The following is an 18,968-nucleotide window of genomic DNA, read 5'->3' on the forward strand; positions in this document are numbered from 1 at the left end:
TCTTCGTTGTAGTTCTTGGACATCGGGTAGATCTTCTCGCTTTCCCTGGTCTGAGACCAAGATCAAGCGTGTCCACTACCCGGGGTCAAGGCCCTTCATCGCCGTCGACCACGCCGACACCACCCCCGACACCGTGGTACTGCGCTACAAGATCCCAGGAGAATGCAATCCTGCTCCAAGGGCGCTACCTATTACTGTGTCCAATTCCATTGGGATGGAAAGCAAGTCGTCACAACTGGCAAACCCCCGGAATACAACGAGCACGGCGGCTTCACGCCGGGCTCCCGACCCTGTGCGGGACCCTCCTGAATGACGACCGAAGATCAACGGGCCTTGCCGATCCGACGCGCGGCTGTCTGATGTCCGGCAAACCCGAACGCGCGCTCGCGGCCCTGAACAAGGCACGCGCCGCCGCGCCCCAACAGACCCGCTCGCCGGGTTCGCAGGCTGGCTCGGGACCACGCTCTGACCGACGATGGAGCCATGAACGATCAAGGGGCTCCCGTCCTGTACGCCATCGTGACCGGCTCACCCCTCGCCGCGGAGGTCGGCAGGCTGATCAAGGTCGCGCAGGCTGACGGCTGGGATGTATGCGTCATCGCATCACCGGACGGCCGCCGGTTCATCGACGCCGACGCGCTGGCTGATCTGACCGGCTATCCGGTGCGCAGCCAGTACAAGGAACCGGGTACGCCGGATGTCCTGCCGCCGGCCGATGGAATGATCGTTGCCCCAGCCACCTGCAATTCGCTCGCCAAGTGGGCCGCAGGGATTTCGGACACGCTCCCGCTCGGGCTGGTCGTCGAGGCGGTCGGGAAGCGGCTACCCGTAGTTGCAGTGCCTGCGTCGAACTCTGCACAGATCAGCTTTCCAGCCATCCAGAACGCGATGCGGAACCTATCCGATTGGGGCGTCAGCGTTCTCGTCGGTGACGACGTGTTCAAGCAACCCGCACCAAGCTCAGGCGGTAGCGACCGCCGCCTGTTCCCGTGGGAAACCGCATGGCACGCGCTGCTGGATCATCCGTGGATGGCTACCGACACCCTGTCGCAGCGGCAGCGGTGAACGGACTGCCGAACGGGTTGCACTGCCGGTGTGCGCCTTAAGTTGAGATGCCCCCAAAACCTGGAAACTGGTTGCCGATTGGAAACCTACTCACGTACGGTCGGCTGATGCACGACGCACAGAATCCACAGCAGGCGCTGGACATCGCCGCCGCTGCGACTCGCCAAGCGCAGGAAGCCGCTTCGCTACCCAGGTGGGCACCCATTTCGGCCGGCGTGTTGACGGGACTGTTTTTGGTGCTGATGGACGCCGTGTTCTGGTTGAACCTGGGTGTAGTGCTCAGATCGATTGCCGTGATCGCCATGATCGTGGCGGGCATCGCGCTCTACAAGGTGACGTCATGGATACGTGCGACTCGGCGTGCACGAGGCGTCCTGCCCGTCCCACCACCGCGGTGGCAGAACAACACCATGTCGGGGTTGCTCCAGGTGATCGGGCCGTTCCTGTTCGCACCGGCAGAAATGCTGATCGACGCGATCTTTGGTGCATGGATCTGGTTCACCGAGTCGGGACGGCACACCACATCCCGCAAAGCGCGACGGCGTTCCTCACCACCGAAGAACTGAACGATCTCCCGCCTCGACTGAAACCCATCGCCCGAGTTCCGAGCGAACCCCTACCGCATACCGAGCAGTTGGCCAACGAAACATGCTGCCACTCAACATATCCGGCAATGTCACACGGCACGATGACAGGCGACCGACCAGCGACGGCGGCTCAGGCACGCCCGACAACATGAATTGTCGAACATATGTTCTATCGTGAGGTAGGCTGCCTCGCGTGAACATACATTCGACCGCGCTGGCGCCGGATGCACCAGCACCGGGATGGCCGGAACTCGCCGATGTCGATTTGCTCCGCACCCTCGTCGAAACCGAACGCCGCCGGAGGCGACTGGATGCCGCCATGCGCGCGGCGGTCGCCGAAGCCGAGCGCCGTGGCCTGGCCGCGGACACCGGCTATCGCGACACCGTGGAGCTATTGACCGACCTTCTGCGGATCAGTACCCACGAAGCGCGCCGACGAATCGAGTACACGGCTCCGCCCGCCCGCTCGCGTTCCCGGAAGGTGTGGAGGGTGCTGTGGCGGCAACAAGTTGAGGCCCAGCCCGTTGCCGTGACCCCTGTTCGAAGCGGCCATGCGGTACGACCGAAAGTTCAACGAGGCGAGCTCATCTCAGCCGGACGTACGCACTGATCTGCCGGGACGCTACTACGGGGTCGTCAGGATGCGCGCCACGGCTCGCAGGCAATACCCGCGGGTGGTACGGAGCCGTCGACCCCGGATGTCGCGTCGTACGACAGCAACTTGATCGTGGTGTTGCCCTTATCGAATGCCGCGAAGAAGATTGCTCCTGCGGTATCCCATTCGGCAGTCGTCGCCCCGTCATGCATCCACTGCACCGCGGTGATCAGCGAATCGGCCTGGTGACCGTTCGGAGTTCCCATGGTTGCCATGACTTCCGCCTTGCCCTGCCCGAGATACAGACCGCACCAAGTGGTCAGCGGATCGGCCGCCGCATGCCCGGTGACGACACAAGGCCCTGCGATGAGAGCCAATTGGATCGCGCCGACGAGCGCTGCGCGGTGTGCGTATTTGGTGAATCGATGGATTGTCATATCCCGCCCCTCTATCTGCACCCGCGAACGCGCCGTCGCGGGTGCAGGGAAGATGCTGCCGCATAGGACCGACAAGATTCGCGAGTACATGGAGTCGGAGGTGTCGATCAGGCTTCCGGCGAGGTGGACGTATCGGTATCTCGAGCCGTGACGCCAGGCGCCAGAACATGTGCCCACACTTCACGAATCGCAATCGCGGCCACGATGATTGCCAGGGTCTTGGCGGCGGCGAATCCGCCCTGCCACCACCAGTTTCGGTGCAGGGTGTCGATGATCATCACGGCCGCGAGGATGGGTGCCGCCACGGTGACCAGTCCCGGGACGAGTCGTCCCGCCACTACTGCCTCGATGAGTGCGGCCAAGACCACCAGGGCAAGCGCCGCCGTCACGTAGGGATCCATAGCGTGCGATGCGAGGGTATCCGGTGAGTTCGCAGTCGAGAGACACAGCCGCTGAACCGAATCGCCGGGGACGCAGCCCTGGCGATCGACGAGCGACGATGTCATCGGTCCGGCTGCGGTGGCCTCGCCGAGTAAGACGGCGACGACGAAAACCCACCAGCTCACCTCGCCGACGATTCGCGTGATCCGATACAGCCACGGCCTCGTCACCAGCAGAAATCTACTCCGAGCATGATCAACAGCCGGGATGACACCCCGTCTCACTTGAGTACACTATTGTCAGCGATGAGTTTCGAAGACCTGCTGTGTCGATATTGGCGAGGGCATCCGCACCTCGCATCACATCCATTGCGAAGAAGGACAACATGAAACTCGATGACGCCGCACGCCAACTGATCGCGACGACGCCCGCTACGCTGGTCACGCTCAATCGCGACGGCAGCCCGCAGGTGAGCCTGGTCTGGATGGCGGTGCAGCGCAATGCCGACGGGGACGATGAGCTGGTGACCGCGCACCTGGCAGAACACCAGAAGGTCCGCAATATCCGGCGTGACGGCCGGGTCGCCGTGACCTTTGTATTGCCCGACCGCACCACGCTCCAGCCGGCCTACCTGTCGATCAAGGGCACGGCACGCATCGAGGAGGGTGGTGCACCCGAACTACTGGACGAAATCGCCACATCCCTCCTGGGCCCCGGCACCGGTTTCCCCCCGCCCGGCTCGCCGGGGGGATACCTGACCCACATCACGATCGAGAAGATCGGCGGCGTCGGAGCCTGGGCCTAGGCCCACAATCCACCCAATGCCAAGGGCCGGATCATGCCCGGATGATCCGGCCCTTCACCCGACTCACTCTTGGCTGCAGGTCCGGACAGGTTGAAAGATCCACGGCTCGAATGGTTTTCCGGACCGTTTGACGAACGGTATTTGCGCAGCGCTGAAGAAGTGCCCGGCCGGGTGGGCAACGGGGGTCGGTGCAACATTCAGGCGCCGGCGGACTTCGTCCAATGGCAGGGTCAGTAGCTCTTCGTAAGGCGCGGCCATCAGGTTGCCGGCTCGGCGCCCGCGCCGGACGGCTTCGCGCCAGTAGCGGTATTTCCGCCAGGGGGTTCCGCCGGGCATGGCCGCGATGATCAGTGCACTGAGCGCGCCGGTGAACCAACTGCCGTCGAGTTGGCCGTGGTGGAAGCCGAGATTGCCGAGTTCCCCTCCCCCGTCGGGCCCATAGCCACCGAGGGTGTGGAACATATCGTGCAGTGCGGTGCCGCGTTGCACCATGTACCCGAAGTCTTCGCTCCATCCGGCCTGGTCGATGATCGGCTGAATGACGGTGCCGGAGGGGAAGACTCCCGCGTCGAGGCGGTGCTGGTTGAGGAAATCCCGATAGGCCGCGCCCAGCGAATCCGGGGGCAGCGAGGCCAGATATTCGTCATCGTCCAGCAGCGCAAGCAGATTCGGCTTCTGCTGAAGTAGTCGCTGCCCGTCCGGGTCGGAGCACACCTGCTCGAACGCGCGCCGCAGTGCGGGCCCGGCGAAGTACATGAACATCTCGAACACGCGATCGTGGCGGAACTTCACCTCGAACAGCCCGGACAAGGACCGGAATCCACGTAACCATTGGATGCGTTCGGGACCATCGATGCGCGAAGGGGATTCAGTGGCGATGGCCATGGGTTGCCTACTTCCAGAGACAGTGCAACACGTTTCAATAGTAGACAAAGTAGGCTCAGTGTCAACTTACTGGAGGAGTGATCGATGGCCGACTCGTCGCCGCGGCGAACGCACGGACGCCCACGAGGCGGCGGGAACACCCCTGAGATGGCACGCAAGCAGTTACTCGCCGCCGCGGAGCGCTGCTTCCTCACACACGGGATGAACGTCAAGATGGACCAGGTGGCCCGCGAGGCCGGCGTGAGCCGCCCCCTGCTGTACCGGCATTTCAGCGGTCGTGACGAGTTGATCGTGGGAGTGGCCGGGGAGGTGATGGATCGCTACGTGAGCACATTGGTCGGCGAGTTGGCCCCCGTTTCCGATGTCGGCGAATTGATCACGGAGTCACTGGTTTTCGTCTCGACGGTGGTCGGCAAGGACCCGGTATTGAACCTGCTCGGCGAATCCGCCGAGTCCGGTATCGGAGTGGCGGGCCTGCTGTCGAACTCCCCCGAGCTACTGGGCCGCATCACCGCAATGTACGAAACTGTGTTCCATCTACTCGGCGAGCACATGCGCCCAGGGCTCGAGCCCGGCGATGTCGCCCGCTATGTGCTCAGCATGGCGCTAGCGCTGCTGATGAAAGCGGTCCCCCAGGCCGACGATCCCGATGCCGTGCGACGGTATGTCCGCGTGTTCGTGTTGCCCGCCATCTTGGCGTCTCCGCCACCGGCCGGTCCGGTATTCACTCCCGTACGGGACGAAATCACATACAGAACACCGGACCTGGGTGTGTGAGCACGTACGAAACGGCGAACGCGGCAGTGATCCCTGCGGCTCCGGCCAGCGTGATCGTCGGTATAGAGCGACGCGCCATGGCGACGCCGATGAACGGGGTGGTCCACAACAGTGCGGCGCCGATCAGCCATGGAATTCCGCTCGGATTCAGGTGCGGATGCGCGTAGGCGTCACTTCCACATCGGGGGTCGGAGACCGCGACGGCACCGATGAACAGCACGACCGCGCCCACGTAGCGGACCCAGAGAACCGTGAAAGCGGTGGCGAGTAGCCATATCCAGACACGTCGTCGAGTGTGTCGTGCCGAAATCGTCATGGACCGAGTGTCAGCGGCGCCCGTCCGCTGCGAATGAGGGAATCTACTCGATTCGCCCCCTCACTAATACCCGTTGCTACCCAATGGAAGTCGACGAGTTGCGGATGAATTCGGTGTCGCCATATCCTTCGCCCGCAGGGCTGCACAGATCCAATCCGCGCGAAGGATCGAATCGACAATGACCTGGTCGCGACCACGAATCACCATCGGCGATGAACGCCGGATGCTCGAAGACATGCTCGACCGCAACCGCGCCGAGCTGGTCAACACGCTGCGCGGCATGTCCGAGAAGGATGCCCGCCGGCGCCTCGTCGCGTCGATGACCACGCCGATCGGACTGGTCAAGCATGCTGCAGTGGCCCAGCGGATCTGGTTTCAGCAGGTGCTTGCGGGGCTGCCCGAGAGCGAATGCGACGGCGGCACGACGCCGGGCGATGCCAGTTTCGTCGTCGGCGAAAACGAAACCGTTTCCGATGTGATCGCCGAATTCGACCACGGCAGCGAACGTTCCCGAGTGATCGCCGCCGGCTTCGACCTCGACGAACTCCGGACCCATCCCCGCCTCGGCGAGGTGAGTCTGCGATTCATCTACCTGTTCCTGATCGAGGACTTCGCGCGCCATGCCGGCCACGGCGACATCCTGCGCGAGCAGATCGAACATCCGTAACCGTTGCGCCACACGATGTTCAGACCGACCGGTAGGAATGGACACGGAGCGAAGTCTGGCCGATCGCCAAGCGATAGCGCACAATTGAGGTTCCGTCGGACTCGAGTGGGGATTGGCATGAAGGCGCACGTGGGTCTTGCGGTTGCCGTGCTGGCTATCGGACTGCTGGCAGGGTGTTCGAAGCATCCGGCAAACACTGTGGCACAGCAGGTTTCACCGGTGCCCGCCAAGCAGCAGTCCGGCGTTCCCGTCGGGCCGGGACCGGTGCAGTACACCGTGCAGGCGCAACCCGCTGCGGGCAGTTGCCACTACCGCAAGACCTCGGACGGACAGCCGCTGCCCGACCCGGCGTGCACTCCGGGCGCGACCAACCCCAAGGTGACAACCGCCGATCTGGCGACCACGATCTGTAAGTCCGGTTATACCCTGTCGATTCGGCCCACCGAGGCCATCACGGGACCGGAGAAGAAGGCGAACATCAAGTCGTACGACTACACCGGCAACCCTGCCGACGCCGAGTACGACCATCTCGTATCGCTCGAACTCGGTGGCGACCCGAACGATCCGCGCAACCTGTGGGTGGAGCCGCCCTCACCGGGCCACAAACCCGGTGACGGAGTGAACAATCCGAAGGACGGCGTCGAAAGCAAACTCCACAGCCTGGTCTGCTCCGGGAAGGTACCGCTCGGTGATGCGCAGGTCGCCATTGCGACCGACTGGACCACGGCCCTTGCGGTCGTCGGGCACCCCGACGGTAAGTAACGACGCCGACCGGTCCGGTCTACAACGGCATGAGGTGATGCTTGCGCGGGCCGTGGTCAATGGTCTTGTCGCGCAGCAGGCGTAGCGCTTTGCGGATTTCCAGCCGGGTATGGGCCGGTTCGATCACGGCGTCGATGTAGCCGCGCTCGGCGGCCGTCCACGGCGTGGCCACGGTGGCGTTGTAGAAGTCGACCAGTTGCTGACGCAGGGCCGGACGCTCGCTCTCGGAAACGGTTGCGAGCTGGCGGCGTTGGGTCAGGCCGACAGCGGCTTCGGCGCCGATGACGGCAATGCGCGCGGTCGGCCAGGCAAGGTTGATGTCGCCGCCGAGTTGTTTGGATCCCATGACGGCATAACCGCCACCATAGGCCTTGCGCACGATCACGGTGACGATCGGGACAGTGGCTTCGACTACGGCAAAGAAGAACCGGCCGCCGCGTTTGATGACGCCGATCTTCTCCTCTTCCACGCCGGGCAGCACACCCGGGGTATCGACGACGAATATCAGCGGGAGCCCGAACGCGTCGCAGAGCCGGATGAAATGCGCTGCCTTGTCGGAGCCGCGGGCATCGATCGATCCGCTGGCCATGAGCGGCTGATTGGCGACCACGCCGACGCTGCGACCGTCCACCCGAGCGAAGCCGGTGATGATATTGCGAGCGGCGGCATCACCAACCTCGTGGAAGTCGCCGTCGTCGAAGATCCGCAGGAGGATCTCGTACATGTCGTACCCGGCTCGATCGCGGTCGGGGATCAGGGTATTCAATTCCCGATCGCTGTCGGTGAGGCCTGGTTCGAGTCCCGGATTCACCACCGGCGGTTGATCGAAGCAGTTGGACGGCATATAGCTCAGATACTTGCGCGCCCAATCGAAGGCCGCTCGCTCATCGACGGCGATGTGGTGGATATTGCCGTTGTGGGCCTGGTTGAACGCACCGCCGAGCTCCTCGAGGGTGACCTCTTCACCGGTGGTTTCCCGGATGACGTCCGGCCCGGTCACGAACATGTACGCGAATTCCGTCGCGATCAGCACATCGGTGTTGATCGGTGAATAGACCGCGCCCGCGGCGCATTTGCCCAACATCAACGACACCTGCGGCACCGCCCCGGACATGCGCAGCTGCCGTCGGCTCAGGGCCGCGTACCAGGACAGTGAGGTCACCGCGTCCTGCACCCGCGCGCCACCGGAGTCGTTGATCGCGACGAACGGGCATCCGACATCAGCCGCCAGGTCCATGGCCGCGGCCACCTTCCGACCGAACATCTCCCCGATCGACCCGCCGTACACCGTCTGATCGTGCGAAATCACCACCACCGTACGACCGTCGACCGTGCCCCGGCCGGTGACCACGCCGTCACCATAGAGCGCATCGGCCCGCCCAGGCTCCCGAACGAGCGCACCGACTTCGATGAAACTGCCTGGATCCAAGAGCATTTCGATGCGCTGACGCGGGCTAGGGATGTTCTTCGCGGCGCGTTTGGCAATGGCCACTGCCCCCATCGGCTCGCGTGCCGCTTCCAACTTCTCTTGCAGCAGAGCACGTTTCGCGCCAGTCGTCTCCACGAATGAGTCCTCCCTCGAACCGGACTACCGGTTTCATCTTCAAGCGCAGACCCTAGCTGGAATAGACGAGTACACAACTATGTGCACTGCAATAAACTGCAGGTCGTGTCGTCTACAGCAATGCACAGCAACGCAACGAGTTACCAGGCACGAGCCGGCCGCGCAGTCGAAGAACACACCAAAGCAATGATCGTCGCCGCTGCTGAGCAGGTGATGACGGACAGCATCACCACACCGCGTCCGGGCAGCTCGATCGAACGTCTCACGCTCGCCGATGTGTGCGGCAATGCCCGCGGATACATTCGTCGCGACGGCACCGAGGGCCCGATCCCGAAGGCCACCATGTGGAAACACTTCAAGACTTTCGACGCCCTTGCCGCCACGGTCATCGAGAATATGACAGCCGAGAATCGTCCGGTCCCAGATCAGATCGCAGCGCTCGCCGCACGAGGCGAGCACACCGGCACTCCACGCGACGGAGTCGATGCGCAACGGCTGGAGGCACGGTTCTCCGCCCGCCATTACGACATCCCTCGCCTGGAAGAACAGTTCGACCACGCCTCGACCCGTAATGACCGCTCCGACATGCTGTTCTGGGCGGCCGAACTGGCCGAACGCCACCTGCAGCAGCGGCGCCGCGGAGATCGGCAACACGTGGTCGCGGCCCGTGACTGGGCGCGCCGCGGGATCGCCCTGGTCGATCCGGCAGCACGCCTGGATTGCATGATGGGAATACGCTGCACCCGCACAGCAGCCGCCGCCGAGATGACCCTGTCCAGGAAGCCCGATTACGAGCCCACCGGGCTGAGCCGGATCCGGTCCATCAAGGAAACCGAGATGACCTTCGCCGATGCCCTCGGCTGGCAGTTACACCACGAACTGGCGCGATTCCACGCCGAACATGCCCGCGCCCTCAGCGAAGAAGATCCCGAACGCGAAATGCGATCACATCACGCGATCGTCACCACGCTGATCGAGCTGTGCGGACCGGCCCCGACTATCGTCCGGGAACCACAGGACACCCTGCGGGCAAAAGAACTCGCCGATGTCATCCTCGGGCTGCGCCGAATGCATATGGCCTACGTAACCCATCCCGAACACCAGCAGCTGTACGCCACGATCTTCGGTGACCACGTGGATGACGGGACGCGAAAGTTGTTGTCCTGCTTCCCTGAAACCATCAGAGAACGTCGGCGCCACGAAGACAATATCCGCGCGCTACTGCGCCTCGATGATTTCACCCGCGAGCGCAACTCGACCGCCGGAAACTACGAGCAAGCAGCGATCGACCTGCTCCGAACTGCCGAATACGGCACCATCCGCGACATCCTGGTCGCGCGCTACCTGACCGCGAAAGCGCAATCCCTTGCCCACCTCGACACAAACCCGAACCAGCCTGCCGAGCGTACAGACGCCGACCCAGCCGGCGGCTCTCTTGTGCATCCCCACCCAGCGGCAATGATCCAGGCCGCCATCCAGTTCTACGACCACACTGCCACTGCCAGCCCACGCGGCGCCGTCGGAATTCTTCGCACCATGGCTGCCCACGCCAGCGCCGAACTGAAGCATTCGAACCCGTCGCGAGCCGCAAACAGCACCGCAACCACGCCAGCGATCAGCGAGTTCGACACCATCGCCAAAGCGATCAACGACCTTGTCCTGATCACCATCAGTCGTCGAAACAGATTCTCCGACAATGAAATCGAACAACTCATCGACATGATCGACCCCATGTACTACTACATCACCTCGGGTCGAAACTGAACGACCATTGGCCGTCAACCTCAGGGTGCGGTGACCGGGGTGTCGCAGCTGGCAGGCGGATCGACCAGCCGGCAGTCGGTGGGCGGGCGGACTGGTTGGTAGTCGGCCGGTACGCCGTTGTGAGCGATGATGTCGCGGTAGGTATCGACCGCATCGTTGGGAATGCGCTTCAGGGTCGGATCCGTCAGGACATTGACAGTGAAGAGGCCGAATCTCGGTGTATAGGAGCCCCATTCATAGTTGTCCGTGAGACTCCAATAGTTGTAGCCGATAACGTCCATACCATCGGCCTTCGCGCGTTCCAGCCAGTAGACGGTGTCTCGAAGATGCTCGGAACGGGTGTACCCGTCCGCGCGAGGCTGCCCGTTCTCGGTCGGGATCCCGTTCTCCACGATCCACAACGGCTTGCCGGGAAAGAGCTTCGAATAATGTTGGAGCGCATAGTAAATACCCTCCGGATAGACAGGCAGATCCCACATGCCCGCGTTTGCGGACGCCGAATCGCCAGCGGTGTTCGCAGCGGCTTCCGGCGATTCGTACCTGAAGTAGTAGTCGATCCCGATGAAATCGAGCTTGCCGCCGATGAGCGTCATCAGCGGCCCGTTGACCTGCGACTCCGCCCCGGCAACGTACCCGACATTGCTGGTCACCAACGCATTGGGCTGCACCTGATGGATGTAGTCATAGATGCTGTTGTGCGCCAGCGCCACCTCCCCCAGCATCTGACCGGCATCGGTCTGATTCAAATTCACCTCGTGCATGATGTAAGCAACCGGCTCATTGATGGTCACCCAGATCGGATTGCGCCCCGCATATCGATCGACAACCTTCCGCATATTGGCGAGCCAGTCCCCCACCATCTCCGGATTACGCCACCCACCCCGATCAGCCTCCCACCCCGGATACACCCAGTGATCCAGCGTCAGCATAGGCCGCATCCCCGCCGCCACGATGGCGCCGATCACATCGTCATAGAACGCGAAAGCGGCCGGATCCCACACTCCCGGTCGCGGTTCCAGCCGCGCCCACTCCACCCCGATCCGAAACACCTTGACGCCCAGCCCCTGCGCCAAGGCAATATCCGACCGGTACCGCGCCCGAAAATCGACAGAATCACCAAGCCGATCCCAGCCAGGATTGGCTTGGATATAGCGAGTCCAATTGCTATCAGGTGACTGACCTTCGGATTGGAACCCGGAAGCCGCCACACCCCAGAGAAAATCCTCCCCGAGCACGCTGCTGCTTCTGTCCGGCGTAGTACCGGCCTCCCCCGGAACTTGGAGCAGAGCAGCAGCCATGACCAGCACAGCCACGACGACACAACGAAATAGAGTGCGCATCAGCACTTCCCCAGGACCAGTACTCGAAATGAGTGAACACGGCTACTAACTCCTGGATAGCTGACCTTTATCTCGAGAATGTGCCGGACCGATAGTGGTTTGGCACAACATCGTCTACGCCCCGACAGTCGCCCATCAGGCGGCGGCCGAACCTGCACTGATTCCGGACAGTTCAACCAAGCCCGCGGCTACGGCTACATCAATGGCGACGACGGCAGCGAAGTCCACATCACCCGACCCGAACCGGGCACAGGCAGGCGCGAACTCGGAATTCGGGATAGGTGCCCTCGATGACGACATCACCACCGAAGTCCAGCAGTGAGCCGTCCGCTGCCAACCGGCACTGTTCGGTCATCGAGTACGCCCGGTAGAACGCCGCACCGGGCGCGGCCGTGGACACCGACACCGTGACGGTGTCCCGCGGGCTGGTGGTGACCGCATCGTCGTTGTCGAGAGCGGTCGCGCCTGGCAGCCCGGCGATCACCATGGTGCTGAAATACCAGTGTGGCTCAGGCAGATTCGGGATCATCACCCCGTAGTGCGTCCACCCGTACCGATGCCCGCCGACATGCGGTTTCAGCATGCCGGGTCGCGTGAACGGCTGCCCGGTCGCCCGGATCGCGAGACCCGAGAACCAAGGAAGGATGCGAAATATCGCCGGCTTCGCGGTTCGCCAGAGCAGGTTCGGTCGCATACCCCGAGACGATAACCCGCGCGAAGAAATTATGTGACACTGACAGTTACATATACATGAAGCGCCAGGTCAGAGCGGCTGCGCGTCGGGTTCGAGGAGTCGTTTGGGGTGCATGCCGTCGACCTGGCCGATGAACGGTGGGTGGATGCTGTAGCCGAGCATGCGGCGGATGTCCTCGGAGACCGCGCGCACGGTGTCGCGGGTGGTCGAGAGGGTGAAGGCTTCCTGGGGGCGCAGCCATGGTTCGCAGTATTGGGCGGTGACGGCCAGGCGTGGGTTCGGGGAGTGGTTGGCGCCGCCGCCGTGCCAGAGGGTGCCGAGGAAGAACACGCAGGAGCCGGCTTTCATGACCACCGGTTCGCGTTCGGATTCCTGGGGCATGCGGTGGCCCCACTCGTGACTGCCGGGGACGATGTCGGTGGCGCCGTTGTCGGCGGTGAAGTCGTCGATTGCCCAGATGGTGGCTGCTCCCAAGGCTTTTCGGGGGCGCGGCAAGGGGTAGAAGCCGTCGTCGGTGTGGAACATCTGCGCTTGTTCGCCGGGCAGGATGTTGATCACCTGCAACATGGAGAGCAGGTAGTTCGGCATGAACAGCCGATCCAGCAATGCCAGAACCCGCGGGTGGTCGGCGATGCGGTCGCAGGTGCGGGTCTTGTTCAGCACGCTGTACACGCGCTGGGTGGTGTGTCCCTCGAATCCGTTGCGGCCGTGGCGATCCAGCAGGGGCGCAACGGCTTTCCTGATGTCGTCGAGCTGTTCGGGGGTGAGCAGATCGGGCAGGATCACGTACCCGTTGCGCAGCACTGCGGCCAGATCCGCGTCGGCGACGGCCGGGTCGACGGCCTCGCCGCTGCTGGCGGTCCAGCGATAGGTTCCGGCCAGATCGCCGGCCAAATTCACCAGAGACGATGCTTCAGTGCCCATGCGGGGGACTCCTCGAGATCAATAACATAACTGAGTTCTGTTATGATTCCGACTATGGCACGCGCCCCGATCGGACGTCAACAACTCCTCGATGCGGCCCGCGACGAACTCGTCCGCGGCAATGGCGTCATGGAGCTCGCCGCGCTGACCCGCCGCGCCGGCTTGAGCACCGGCGCCCTCTACCACCACTTCGGCTCCAAAAGCGGTCTGCTGGTGGCGATCTACGACGCCTTCTACGACGGACTGGCCCACGCCATCGCCGACACCCACCTACCTGCCGGCGCCGACTGGGGCGTCCGCGAACACGAACGCACCCGCCTCTTCGTCACCTACCACTTCGCCGACCCGCTCGCGCCGATCCTGCTCAACCGCACCGCCCCCGACCCCCAGCTCACCGAACTGGAAGCCGTCTACATCCAGAACATGAGCGACAACGCCGCCGACAACATCCGCCACGGCCAAACCCTCGGCCAACTCCCCGCCGACCTCGACCCCGACAGCGCCGGCGCCTACGTCATCGGCGGCCTGCGCCACGGCATCGCCCAGCAACTCCGCACCACCCCCTCCCCCACCCCCGACCAAGCCACCGAGCACCTCTGGCGCCTCACCGCCGCCACCCTCGGAACCGCCTGACCCCCAACGCAACTCCGCTACTTCGCAGACTCGCGTTCTTCAGCGATCCGCCGCCGAATCTCATCCCACGACAGCGGCAACTCCGCCACCGGCGCACTGAAGAACACGAACGTCGCTTCCCGCATCACCTTCCGCTTCCGCGCCACGGTCGACTTGTGTGGCTCGGCCGCCGCATAGGCATAAATCGCCGCCTTGTCCTCCCAAGCCGAGTAAGTCCAAAACGTCCCCTTCAACATCTCCGCCTTCAATGCCACCCCCACCGCCCCCGGCGACCGCCGAGCCTGCCGCCACAACGCCAGCGAAGCAATGAGGAATCCCGGCGCATCACGCACCGACTTCACCTCGAGACGCGAGGCCATGCACTGAGCCTCCGCCCCACTAGGCGCACCGACAGTCATCCAAGGAAGCGTAGGCATGAGCCGCTCTTTCGATCAGGAGGGCGACGCCACGCCGCCAACTCTCCTCATCATGTTCCACAATGGGATATAACTTGTCAATGACAAGATTCGCTGAACCAGGTCAGAGGCCTAAGTCGGAGAGGATTTCGGTGGCGGCTCGGGCGCCGGATTCTGCGCCGCCGTTCATGTAGCCGGCCGAGTCGAGGGAGGTGTGTTCGCCGGCTAGGTGGATGTTGCCTTGGCGGGTTCCTTCGTAGCCGGCGAAGCGGTGGCAGTAGCCGATTGGGTAGGCGCTGTAGGCGCCGTTGACGAAGGGGTTGAGGTGCCAGGCCGAGAGGGTGGCTCGGCCGTTCCATAAGGGGGCTACGCCGGGGACTACTCGTTCGAATTGGGGCATGACGGAATCGACGTAGGCGCGGACCGAGGGGTCGTCGGCAGTTAGGAAGGGGGCGGGGGGTTGGAAGCGCCAGGCGCCCAGGCCGCCACCGTATTGGAGGGCGATGCCTTGGGTTCCGGGCTGGCCTGCGGTGGCGTCCCAGATTTGCTGGTAGCCGATGTCGGTGAAGCTCATTCCGGTGGACTCGCCGGGCCAGGGGCCGCGGCCTACCCAGGGGCGGGCGGTGAATTGCATGTTGAGTTTGGTGCAGGAACCCATGGGGAGGGCTTCGATCGCGCCTCGCATGCGGTCGTCGAAACCTGCTGCGCTGTAGTCGATTCGCTTGAGGACGCCGACTGGGAGGGTGAGGATGGTGTGGTCGGCTTGGAGGGTGCGGCGGGTGCCGGATTCGTCGAAGGTGAGGGTCTGGGTGCCGTCGGAATTGCGGGTGATCGCTTCGAGCCGGTAGTTGTGCTGTAGGGCGCCGGGCGGCAGTTTGGCGGCGATCGCTTGCGGCAGGCGTTGATTGCCGCCTTCGATCTGGTACCGCTCGTCGGAGGCGCCCCACACGCTGGGCTGGGCGGGGGTCTCTTGTGCGCCCATCAGTTCCACGATGTTCAGGGCGGTTTGCATCTCGGTCGGTAGGCCGTATTCGACAACATACGCGTCGTCGAGGAAGCGGGCGATCCAGTTCGAATAGCCGCCGGGGACTCTGGTGGCGATCCATTCGGTCAGCGTCATATTGCTCAGTGCGACGCCGGCAGGGTTGGAGTCGTTCCAGGTGGGGGATTGCGGGACCGCCGCCAGATCGGCTTGCAGTGCGGCGAATACCGGCCGGAAGTCCGTGGCGTACTTTTCCTCGGAGACGTAGCCGCCCTCGAAATACAGTACGTCCGAGCTGCCGGGCGGGGCGGCTGCGGCTGCGTCGACCAGCGGCAGGCCCATGCGCTTGCAGAGATCCAGGATCGCGGTGTGGTCGGAATCGATTGCCTCGCCGCCGTATTCGCTGACCTGGCCGCCCTCCCAGTAGCGGGACTCGGAGTACATCCGGCCGCCGACCCGATCGGAGGCCTCGTAGACGGTGGCGGGGATGCCCTTGTCGGCCAGGGTCAGTGCGGCATTGAGTCCGGCGATGCCCGCACCCACGATCACCACTCGCGGCACATCCCCGGGGGCCGCCGCTGCCGGTCGCGGTCCGCCTGCGCGCGCGATCAGTGCCGCGCCGGCGAGTACGGCGCCGGCCCGGAAGAGGCTGCGGCGGTTCAGGATAGGCGTCCGGTCGGCTGCCTGGGCGAAGTGATCGGTGCGCGCGGCGCGGTAGTCGGCCAGCGGCATCCGGGTTCGAGCGGCTCCGGCGTAGTCGGCCGTCGTGCGCTGCGCCATTCGGAACATCGGTGTGCGAGGCATGCGCCTCCTTCAATGGTGATGTGCGAGAACAACTTGCGGAACAAGATCGAGAGCACTGATGAAAGCCCACACAGGCACCTCACCGCAACCATCCCGGGCAACGGATTTCGTCGCAGATTGCCCGCTAATGCCGAAGTAACCACGCGTTCAGCGACTTCTGACAACAGAATCCGCACATAACAAGCATGTAAATAATCGCCTCGCACCGATCGTGGATCATTGATGCTGCTACGCCTATCGAGCCTGCGGAGATCTGCTATGACGGCTACCGGCGATCAGGAACTGTGGTGTCCGTTGCGGGGCTCGGTGCATCCGATGCTGGAGTCCATCGAAGCGGACAGCATGCTGTGGCTCGACGGGCAAGGGGTGATGTCGGCGGATCGGGTCGAGGCGTTCCGGTCGGGTGCTCCGGGTGCGTTGGGGTCCTTCACCTATCCGCGGGGTCTGCGATTGGGTCGTCGGGCACATCGAATGGATCATGAAGTCTGGTCGGTATTCTCGGCTGCCTGCCGGGTCCTATCCGGCGGTTGGGGGAATAGCCGATGCTCGTGCGGTGACACGCATGTTCAGCTGTCTCGGCTGAAGAGTCGCGGACCGAGCCGGTCGGCTGTCATTGCCGGAGACCGCGTGCAGTCGCCAGCGCGCGGCGATAGTCGCCAAGGTCAGCGTCAACTCGGTCATGGCGAAGTCCTCGCCGATGCATTTGCGAGCGCCGCCCGCGAAGGCCAGAAAGCTGCCGCGCGCAGATGCTTTCGCGACGTCCGACAGCCATCGGTCGGAATCGAAGCGTTCCGGTTCGGGATAGAGATCGGCGCGGTGATGAATCGTGAAGGCGCTGTACATCACCGTGGTGCCGGCGGCGAGCGAATGGCCGCCGAGTTCGGTCTGCTCGCTGACCGTGCGGGTGACGAACCAGACCGGTGGCCGCAGCCGCAAGGTCTCCGTCATGATCCGCCGGGTCAGGGGCAGCCGGGGAAGGTCCTCGTAGCGGGCGGCCCGTCCCGCAAGCACCGAATCGACCTCGGCGTGAAGCTGATCCGCGACGGCCGGATGCTCGTCGAGCAGGCTGAAGGCCCACGCCAACGCCGTGCCGGTGGTTTCGGTGCCGGCCACGAAGAACGTGATGACGTGATCGCTGATTTCGAGATCGCTGAGCCCTCCCCCGTCCTCGTCCTGGGCGGCGACCAATGCCGAGAGAAGATCTCCATGGTCGACTCCTTCGGAGCGCCTGGCGGTAATGATCTCGGCCAGCGCGGCGCGCAGATCGGTGATCGCACGCTCGTAGGCGCGATTGCCCGGCGTCGGCAACCGCAGCAGCGGAGCGGGCAGCACCGTACGCGTCATCAGCGCGCGCACAACATGATCGACATCGAGCAGCATCCTCGACAACTCCGGCTGCGGCACCGAATGGGCGAACAACGTCGCGGCGGTCACCGTGGAGGTGAGTGCATGCATCTGCGCCTTCACATCGATCACCTCACCGTCATGCCAGGATTCGGCGATCTCGGTGATCTGCCGGCTCATCACCGACGCGTAATCGGCAGTGCGCGCGGGATGGAACGCCGGCTGCACCAACCGCCGATGCCGGCGATGCATGCCATGCGGGCACGTGACCAACCCATCGCCGAGCAACTCCCTGACACGGTCGAGCAGGGGTCCTCCCTTGTCGAAGACCCGGTCGTGCCGCAGAAGTTCCTGGGTCAGGTCCGGATCGCAGACCGCCACCGCCGTGACCGGCCCGAGCCCGATCCGGACCAAGTCCCCATGCGCGGGCAGCGAACTCAGAAAACGAAGCGGGTCACGCAGCAGCGAGACCACATGGCCGAGCAAGGGCAATCGATGCGGAGCGACAGCGATCGGCGACAGGAAGGTCATGACTGCTCCGTGTTCAGGTACACCACGAGGTCGCGAGGCAGGCCGTGGGTGTCGTGCAGGTAGCGATAGTCTTCGTCGCTCAGGGTCCCGGTAAATCGCGAGCGGGACAACACCTGCCGTCCGCGTTGCAGCAACACGCCGAACTTGCGCTCCTCGTCGAGCAGGACGGTGCGCACTTCGTATGGATCTCGCAGTTGCCGGAAGTGCCCGAGGGTGTGTTCGATCAGCTCCATCGGCAGATCGGACAGCGTGCGGGTCGGATCGTCGCGCCACAGCGTGGTCAGCACACGACGGATCAGACGGCGCAGCACATAGCCGCGGCGCAGTTCTCGTAGGGATTCGATGGCGGTTTGGGCTTGGGCGAGGCGGGTTTCCAGGCGGGCCAGGTGGGCGCTGATCAGTTCGTTGCGGGTGGTTACGTCTTCGGCGGACAGGACGGCCTTGACGTCTGCTACGGGCATTTCGAGGTTGCGTAGGCGGCGGATGACCTGGGCTGTGGGGACCTGGTCGAGGGAGTAGTAGCGGTAGCCGGTGTCCGGTGCGATTTCGGCGGGCGCGAGTAGGCCCACCTCGTGGTAGTGCCGCAAGGTTTTGATGCTCAGATGCGACACACGGGAGAACTCGCCGACTGTCAGCCCTGTCATGGAGTCAGTATCAACTCTCCCCTTGCCGGAGGGTCCACCGCGAGATCATCGCTTGACCCTCCGGCTGGGGTA

22 protein-coding genes are annotated in these 18,968 nt (G+C 63.9%); 9 read left to right on the top strand and 13 right to left on the bottom strand.

What is annotated here, in order from left to right; translation table 11 throughout:
• Window positions 1–519: 519 nt before the first annotated feature.
• The 3 genes from ACH438_RS33705 to ACH438_RS33715 all read left to right on the top strand — a co-directional run bounded on the left by ACH438_RS33705 (window position 520) and on the right by ACH438_RS33715 (window position 2,262).
• Window positions 520–1,065, top strand: coding sequence for a flavoprotein (locus ACH438_RS33705; RefSeq protein ID WP_397012720.1), 546 nt, complete (start codon window positions 520–522; stop codon window positions 1,063–1,065).
• A gap of 107 nt (window positions 1,066–1,172) precedes the next feature.
• Window positions 1,173–1,631, top strand: coding sequence for a hypothetical protein (locus ACH438_RS33710; protein ID WP_397012722.1), 459 nt, complete (start codon window positions 1,173–1,175; stop codon window positions 1,629–1,631).
• A gap of 214 nt (window positions 1,632–1,845) precedes the next feature.
• The gene (locus ACH438_RS33715) at window positions 1,846–2,262 is read left to right on the top strand and encodes a DUF222 domain-containing protein (protein ID WP_397012724.1); all 417 of its coding nucleotides are present in this window, start codon (window positions 1,846–1,848) and stop codon (window positions 2,260–2,262) included.
• Window positions 2,263–2,288: 26 nt separating this feature from the next.
• Here ACH438_RS33715 and ACH438_RS33720 read toward each other — a convergent pair whose 3' ends face one another.
• Both ACH438_RS33720 and ACH438_RS33725 read right to left on the bottom strand, forming a co-directional pair.
• Entirely contained in the window at window positions 2,289–2,684 is a 396-nt protein-coding gene (locus ACH438_RS33720; RefSeq protein WP_397012726.1) for a hypothetical protein, read from the bottom strand.
• Between the two features lie 107 nt (window positions 2,685–2,791).
• Entirely contained in the window at window positions 2,792–3,295 is a 504-nt protein-coding gene (locus ACH438_RS33725; RefSeq protein WP_397012728.1) for a hypothetical protein, read from the bottom strand.
• Between the two features lie 155 nt (window positions 3,296–3,450).
• Here ACH438_RS33725 and ACH438_RS33730 point away from each other — a divergent pair, with 155 nt between their 5' ends.
• Window positions 3,451–3,870, top strand: a complete 420-nt coding sequence (locus tag ACH438_RS33730) for a TIGR03618 family F420-dependent PPOX class oxidoreductase (protein ID WP_397012730.1) — start codon at window positions 3,451–3,453, stop codon at window positions 3,868–3,870.
• Window positions 3,871–3,933: 63 nt separating this feature from the next.
• Here the strand turns inward: ACH438_RS33730 and ACH438_RS33735 are convergent, their stop codons facing one another.
• Window positions 3,934–4,755, bottom strand: coding sequence for a Coq4 family protein (locus ACH438_RS33735; protein WP_397012732.1), 822 nt, complete (start codon window positions 4,753–4,755; stop codon window positions 3,934–3,936).
• Window positions 4,756–4,902: 147 nt separating this feature from the next.
• On the opposite strand from ACH438_RS33735, the gene ACH438_RS33740 reads away from it, so the two are divergent.
• Window positions 4,903–5,532 (top strand): TetR/AcrR family transcriptional regulator, encoded by a 630-nt coding sequence (locus ACH438_RS33740; RefSeq protein WP_397012734.1) that lies wholly within the window; start codon window positions 4,903–4,905, stop codon window positions 5,530–5,532.
• On the opposite strand, the gene ACH438_RS33745 is transcribed toward ACH438_RS33740, so the two are convergent.
• On the bottom strand, window positions 5,501–5,848 hold the full coding sequence (locus tag ACH438_RS33745) for a hypothetical protein (protein ID WP_397012736.1): 348 nt from the start codon (window positions 5,846–5,848) through the stop codon (window positions 5,501–5,503). The two genes, ACH438_RS33740 and ACH438_RS33745, sit on opposite strands and share 32 nt — an antisense overlap.
• A 178-nt stretch (window positions 5,849–6,026) precedes the next feature.
• On the opposite strand from ACH438_RS33745, the gene ACH438_RS33750 reads away from it, so the two are divergent.
• Together ACH438_RS33750 and ACH438_RS33755 are read left to right on the top strand one after the other, a co-directional pair.
• On the top strand, window positions 6,027–6,515 hold the full coding sequence (locus ACH438_RS33750) for a DinB family protein (protein WP_397012738.1): 489 nt from the start codon (window positions 6,027–6,029) through the stop codon (window positions 6,513–6,515).
• 117 nt (window positions 6,516–6,632) lie between these two features.
• Window positions 6,633–7,277, top strand: a complete 645-nt coding sequence (locus ACH438_RS33755; RefSeq protein ID WP_397012740.1) for a hypothetical protein — start codon at window positions 6,633–6,635, stop codon at window positions 7,275–7,277.
• A gap of 19 nt (window positions 7,278–7,296) precedes the next feature.
• Here ACH438_RS33755 and ACH438_RS33760 read toward each other — a convergent pair whose 3' ends face one another.
• Both ACH438_RS33760 and ACH438_RS33765 read right to left on the bottom strand, forming a co-directional pair.
• Window positions 7,297–8,841 carry an acyl-CoA carboxylase subunit beta gene (locus ACH438_RS33760; protein ID WP_397012743.1) on the bottom strand — a complete coding sequence of 515 codons (1,545 nt, stop codon included), beginning with the start codon at window positions 8,839–8,841 and terminating at the stop codon, window positions 7,297–7,299.
• A 39-nt stretch (window positions 8,842–8,880) separates the two neighbouring features.
• A complete protein-coding gene (locus tag ACH438_RS33765) occupies window positions 8,881–9,399 on the bottom strand; it encodes a hypothetical protein (protein WP_397012745.1) in 519 nt (172 codons plus the stop codon).
• Window positions 9,400–9,426: 27 nt separating this feature from the next.
• On the opposite strand from ACH438_RS33765, the gene ACH438_RS33770 reads away from it, so the two are divergent.
• On the top strand, window positions 9,427–10,605 hold the full coding sequence (locus ACH438_RS33770) for a hypothetical protein (RefSeq protein ID WP_397012747.1): 1,179 nt from the start codon (window positions 9,427–9,429) through the stop codon (window positions 10,603–10,605).
• A gap of 20 nt (window positions 10,606–10,625) precedes the next feature.
• Here the strand turns inward: ACH438_RS33770 and ACH438_RS33775 are convergent, their stop codons facing one another.
• The 3 genes from ACH438_RS33775 to ACH438_RS33785 all read right to left on the bottom strand — a co-directional run bounded on the left by ACH438_RS33775 (window position 10,626) and on the right by ACH438_RS33785 (window position 13,563).
• The gene (locus ACH438_RS33775; protein ID WP_397012749.1) at window positions 10,626–11,945 is read right to left on the bottom strand and encodes a family 1 glycosylhydrolase; all 1,320 of its coding nucleotides are present in this window, start codon (window positions 11,943–11,945) and stop codon (window positions 10,626–10,628) included.
• Window positions 11,946–12,174: 229 nt separating this feature from the next.
• A complete protein-coding gene (locus ACH438_RS33780; protein WP_397012752.1) occupies window positions 12,175–12,639 on the bottom strand; it encodes a DUF6670 family protein in 465 nt (154 codons plus the stop codon).
• Between the two features lie 69 nt (window positions 12,640–12,708).
• Window positions 12,709–13,563, bottom strand: a complete 855-nt coding sequence (locus ACH438_RS33785; RefSeq protein ID WP_397012754.1) for a phytanoyl-CoA dioxygenase family protein — start codon at window positions 13,561–13,563, stop codon at window positions 12,709–12,711.
• Window positions 13,564–13,617: 54 nt separating this feature from the next.
• Between ACH438_RS33785 and ACH438_RS33790 the strand changes: the two genes are divergently transcribed.
• On the top strand, window positions 13,618–14,196 hold the full coding sequence (locus ACH438_RS33790) for a TetR/AcrR family transcriptional regulator (protein ID WP_397012756.1): 579 nt from the start codon (window positions 13,618–13,620) through the stop codon (window positions 14,194–14,196).
• A gap of 17 nt (window positions 14,197–14,213) precedes the next feature.
• On the opposite strand, the gene ACH438_RS33795 is transcribed toward ACH438_RS33790, so the two are convergent.
• The 4 genes from ACH438_RS33795 to ACH438_RS33810 form a co-directional block, all read right to left on the bottom strand.
• The gene (locus tag ACH438_RS33795) at window positions 14,214–14,555 is read right to left on the bottom strand and encodes a hypothetical protein (RefSeq protein ID WP_397012758.1); all 342 of its coding nucleotides are present in this window, start codon (window positions 14,553–14,555) and stop codon (window positions 14,214–14,216) included.
• A gap of 160 nt (window positions 14,556–14,715) precedes the next feature.
• Window positions 14,716–16,377 carry a flavin monoamine oxidase family protein gene (locus ACH438_RS33800; protein ID WP_397012760.1) on the bottom strand — a complete coding sequence of 554 codons (1,662 nt, stop codon included), beginning with the start codon at window positions 16,375–16,377 and terminating at the stop codon, window positions 14,716–14,718.
• A gap of 516 nt (window positions 16,378–16,893) precedes the next feature.
• Entirely contained in the window at window positions 16,894–18,252 is a 1,359-nt protein-coding gene (locus ACH438_RS33805) for a cytochrome P450 (RefSeq protein ID WP_397012762.1), read from the bottom strand.
• Complete coding sequence (locus ACH438_RS33810) at window positions 18,249–18,896, bottom strand: MerR family transcriptional regulator (protein WP_397012764.1); 648 nt, start codon at window positions 18,894–18,896, stop codon at window positions 18,249–18,251. The genes ACH438_RS33805 and ACH438_RS33810 overlap by 4 nt, the downstream gene beginning before the upstream one ends.
• Window positions 18,897–18,968 lie beyond the last annotated feature (72 nt).

The organism is Nocardia sp. NPDC020380, assembly GCF_044386975.1.
Taxonomy (GTDB): Bacteria; Actinomycetota; Actinomycetes; order Mycobacteriales; family Mycobacteriaceae; genus Nocardia.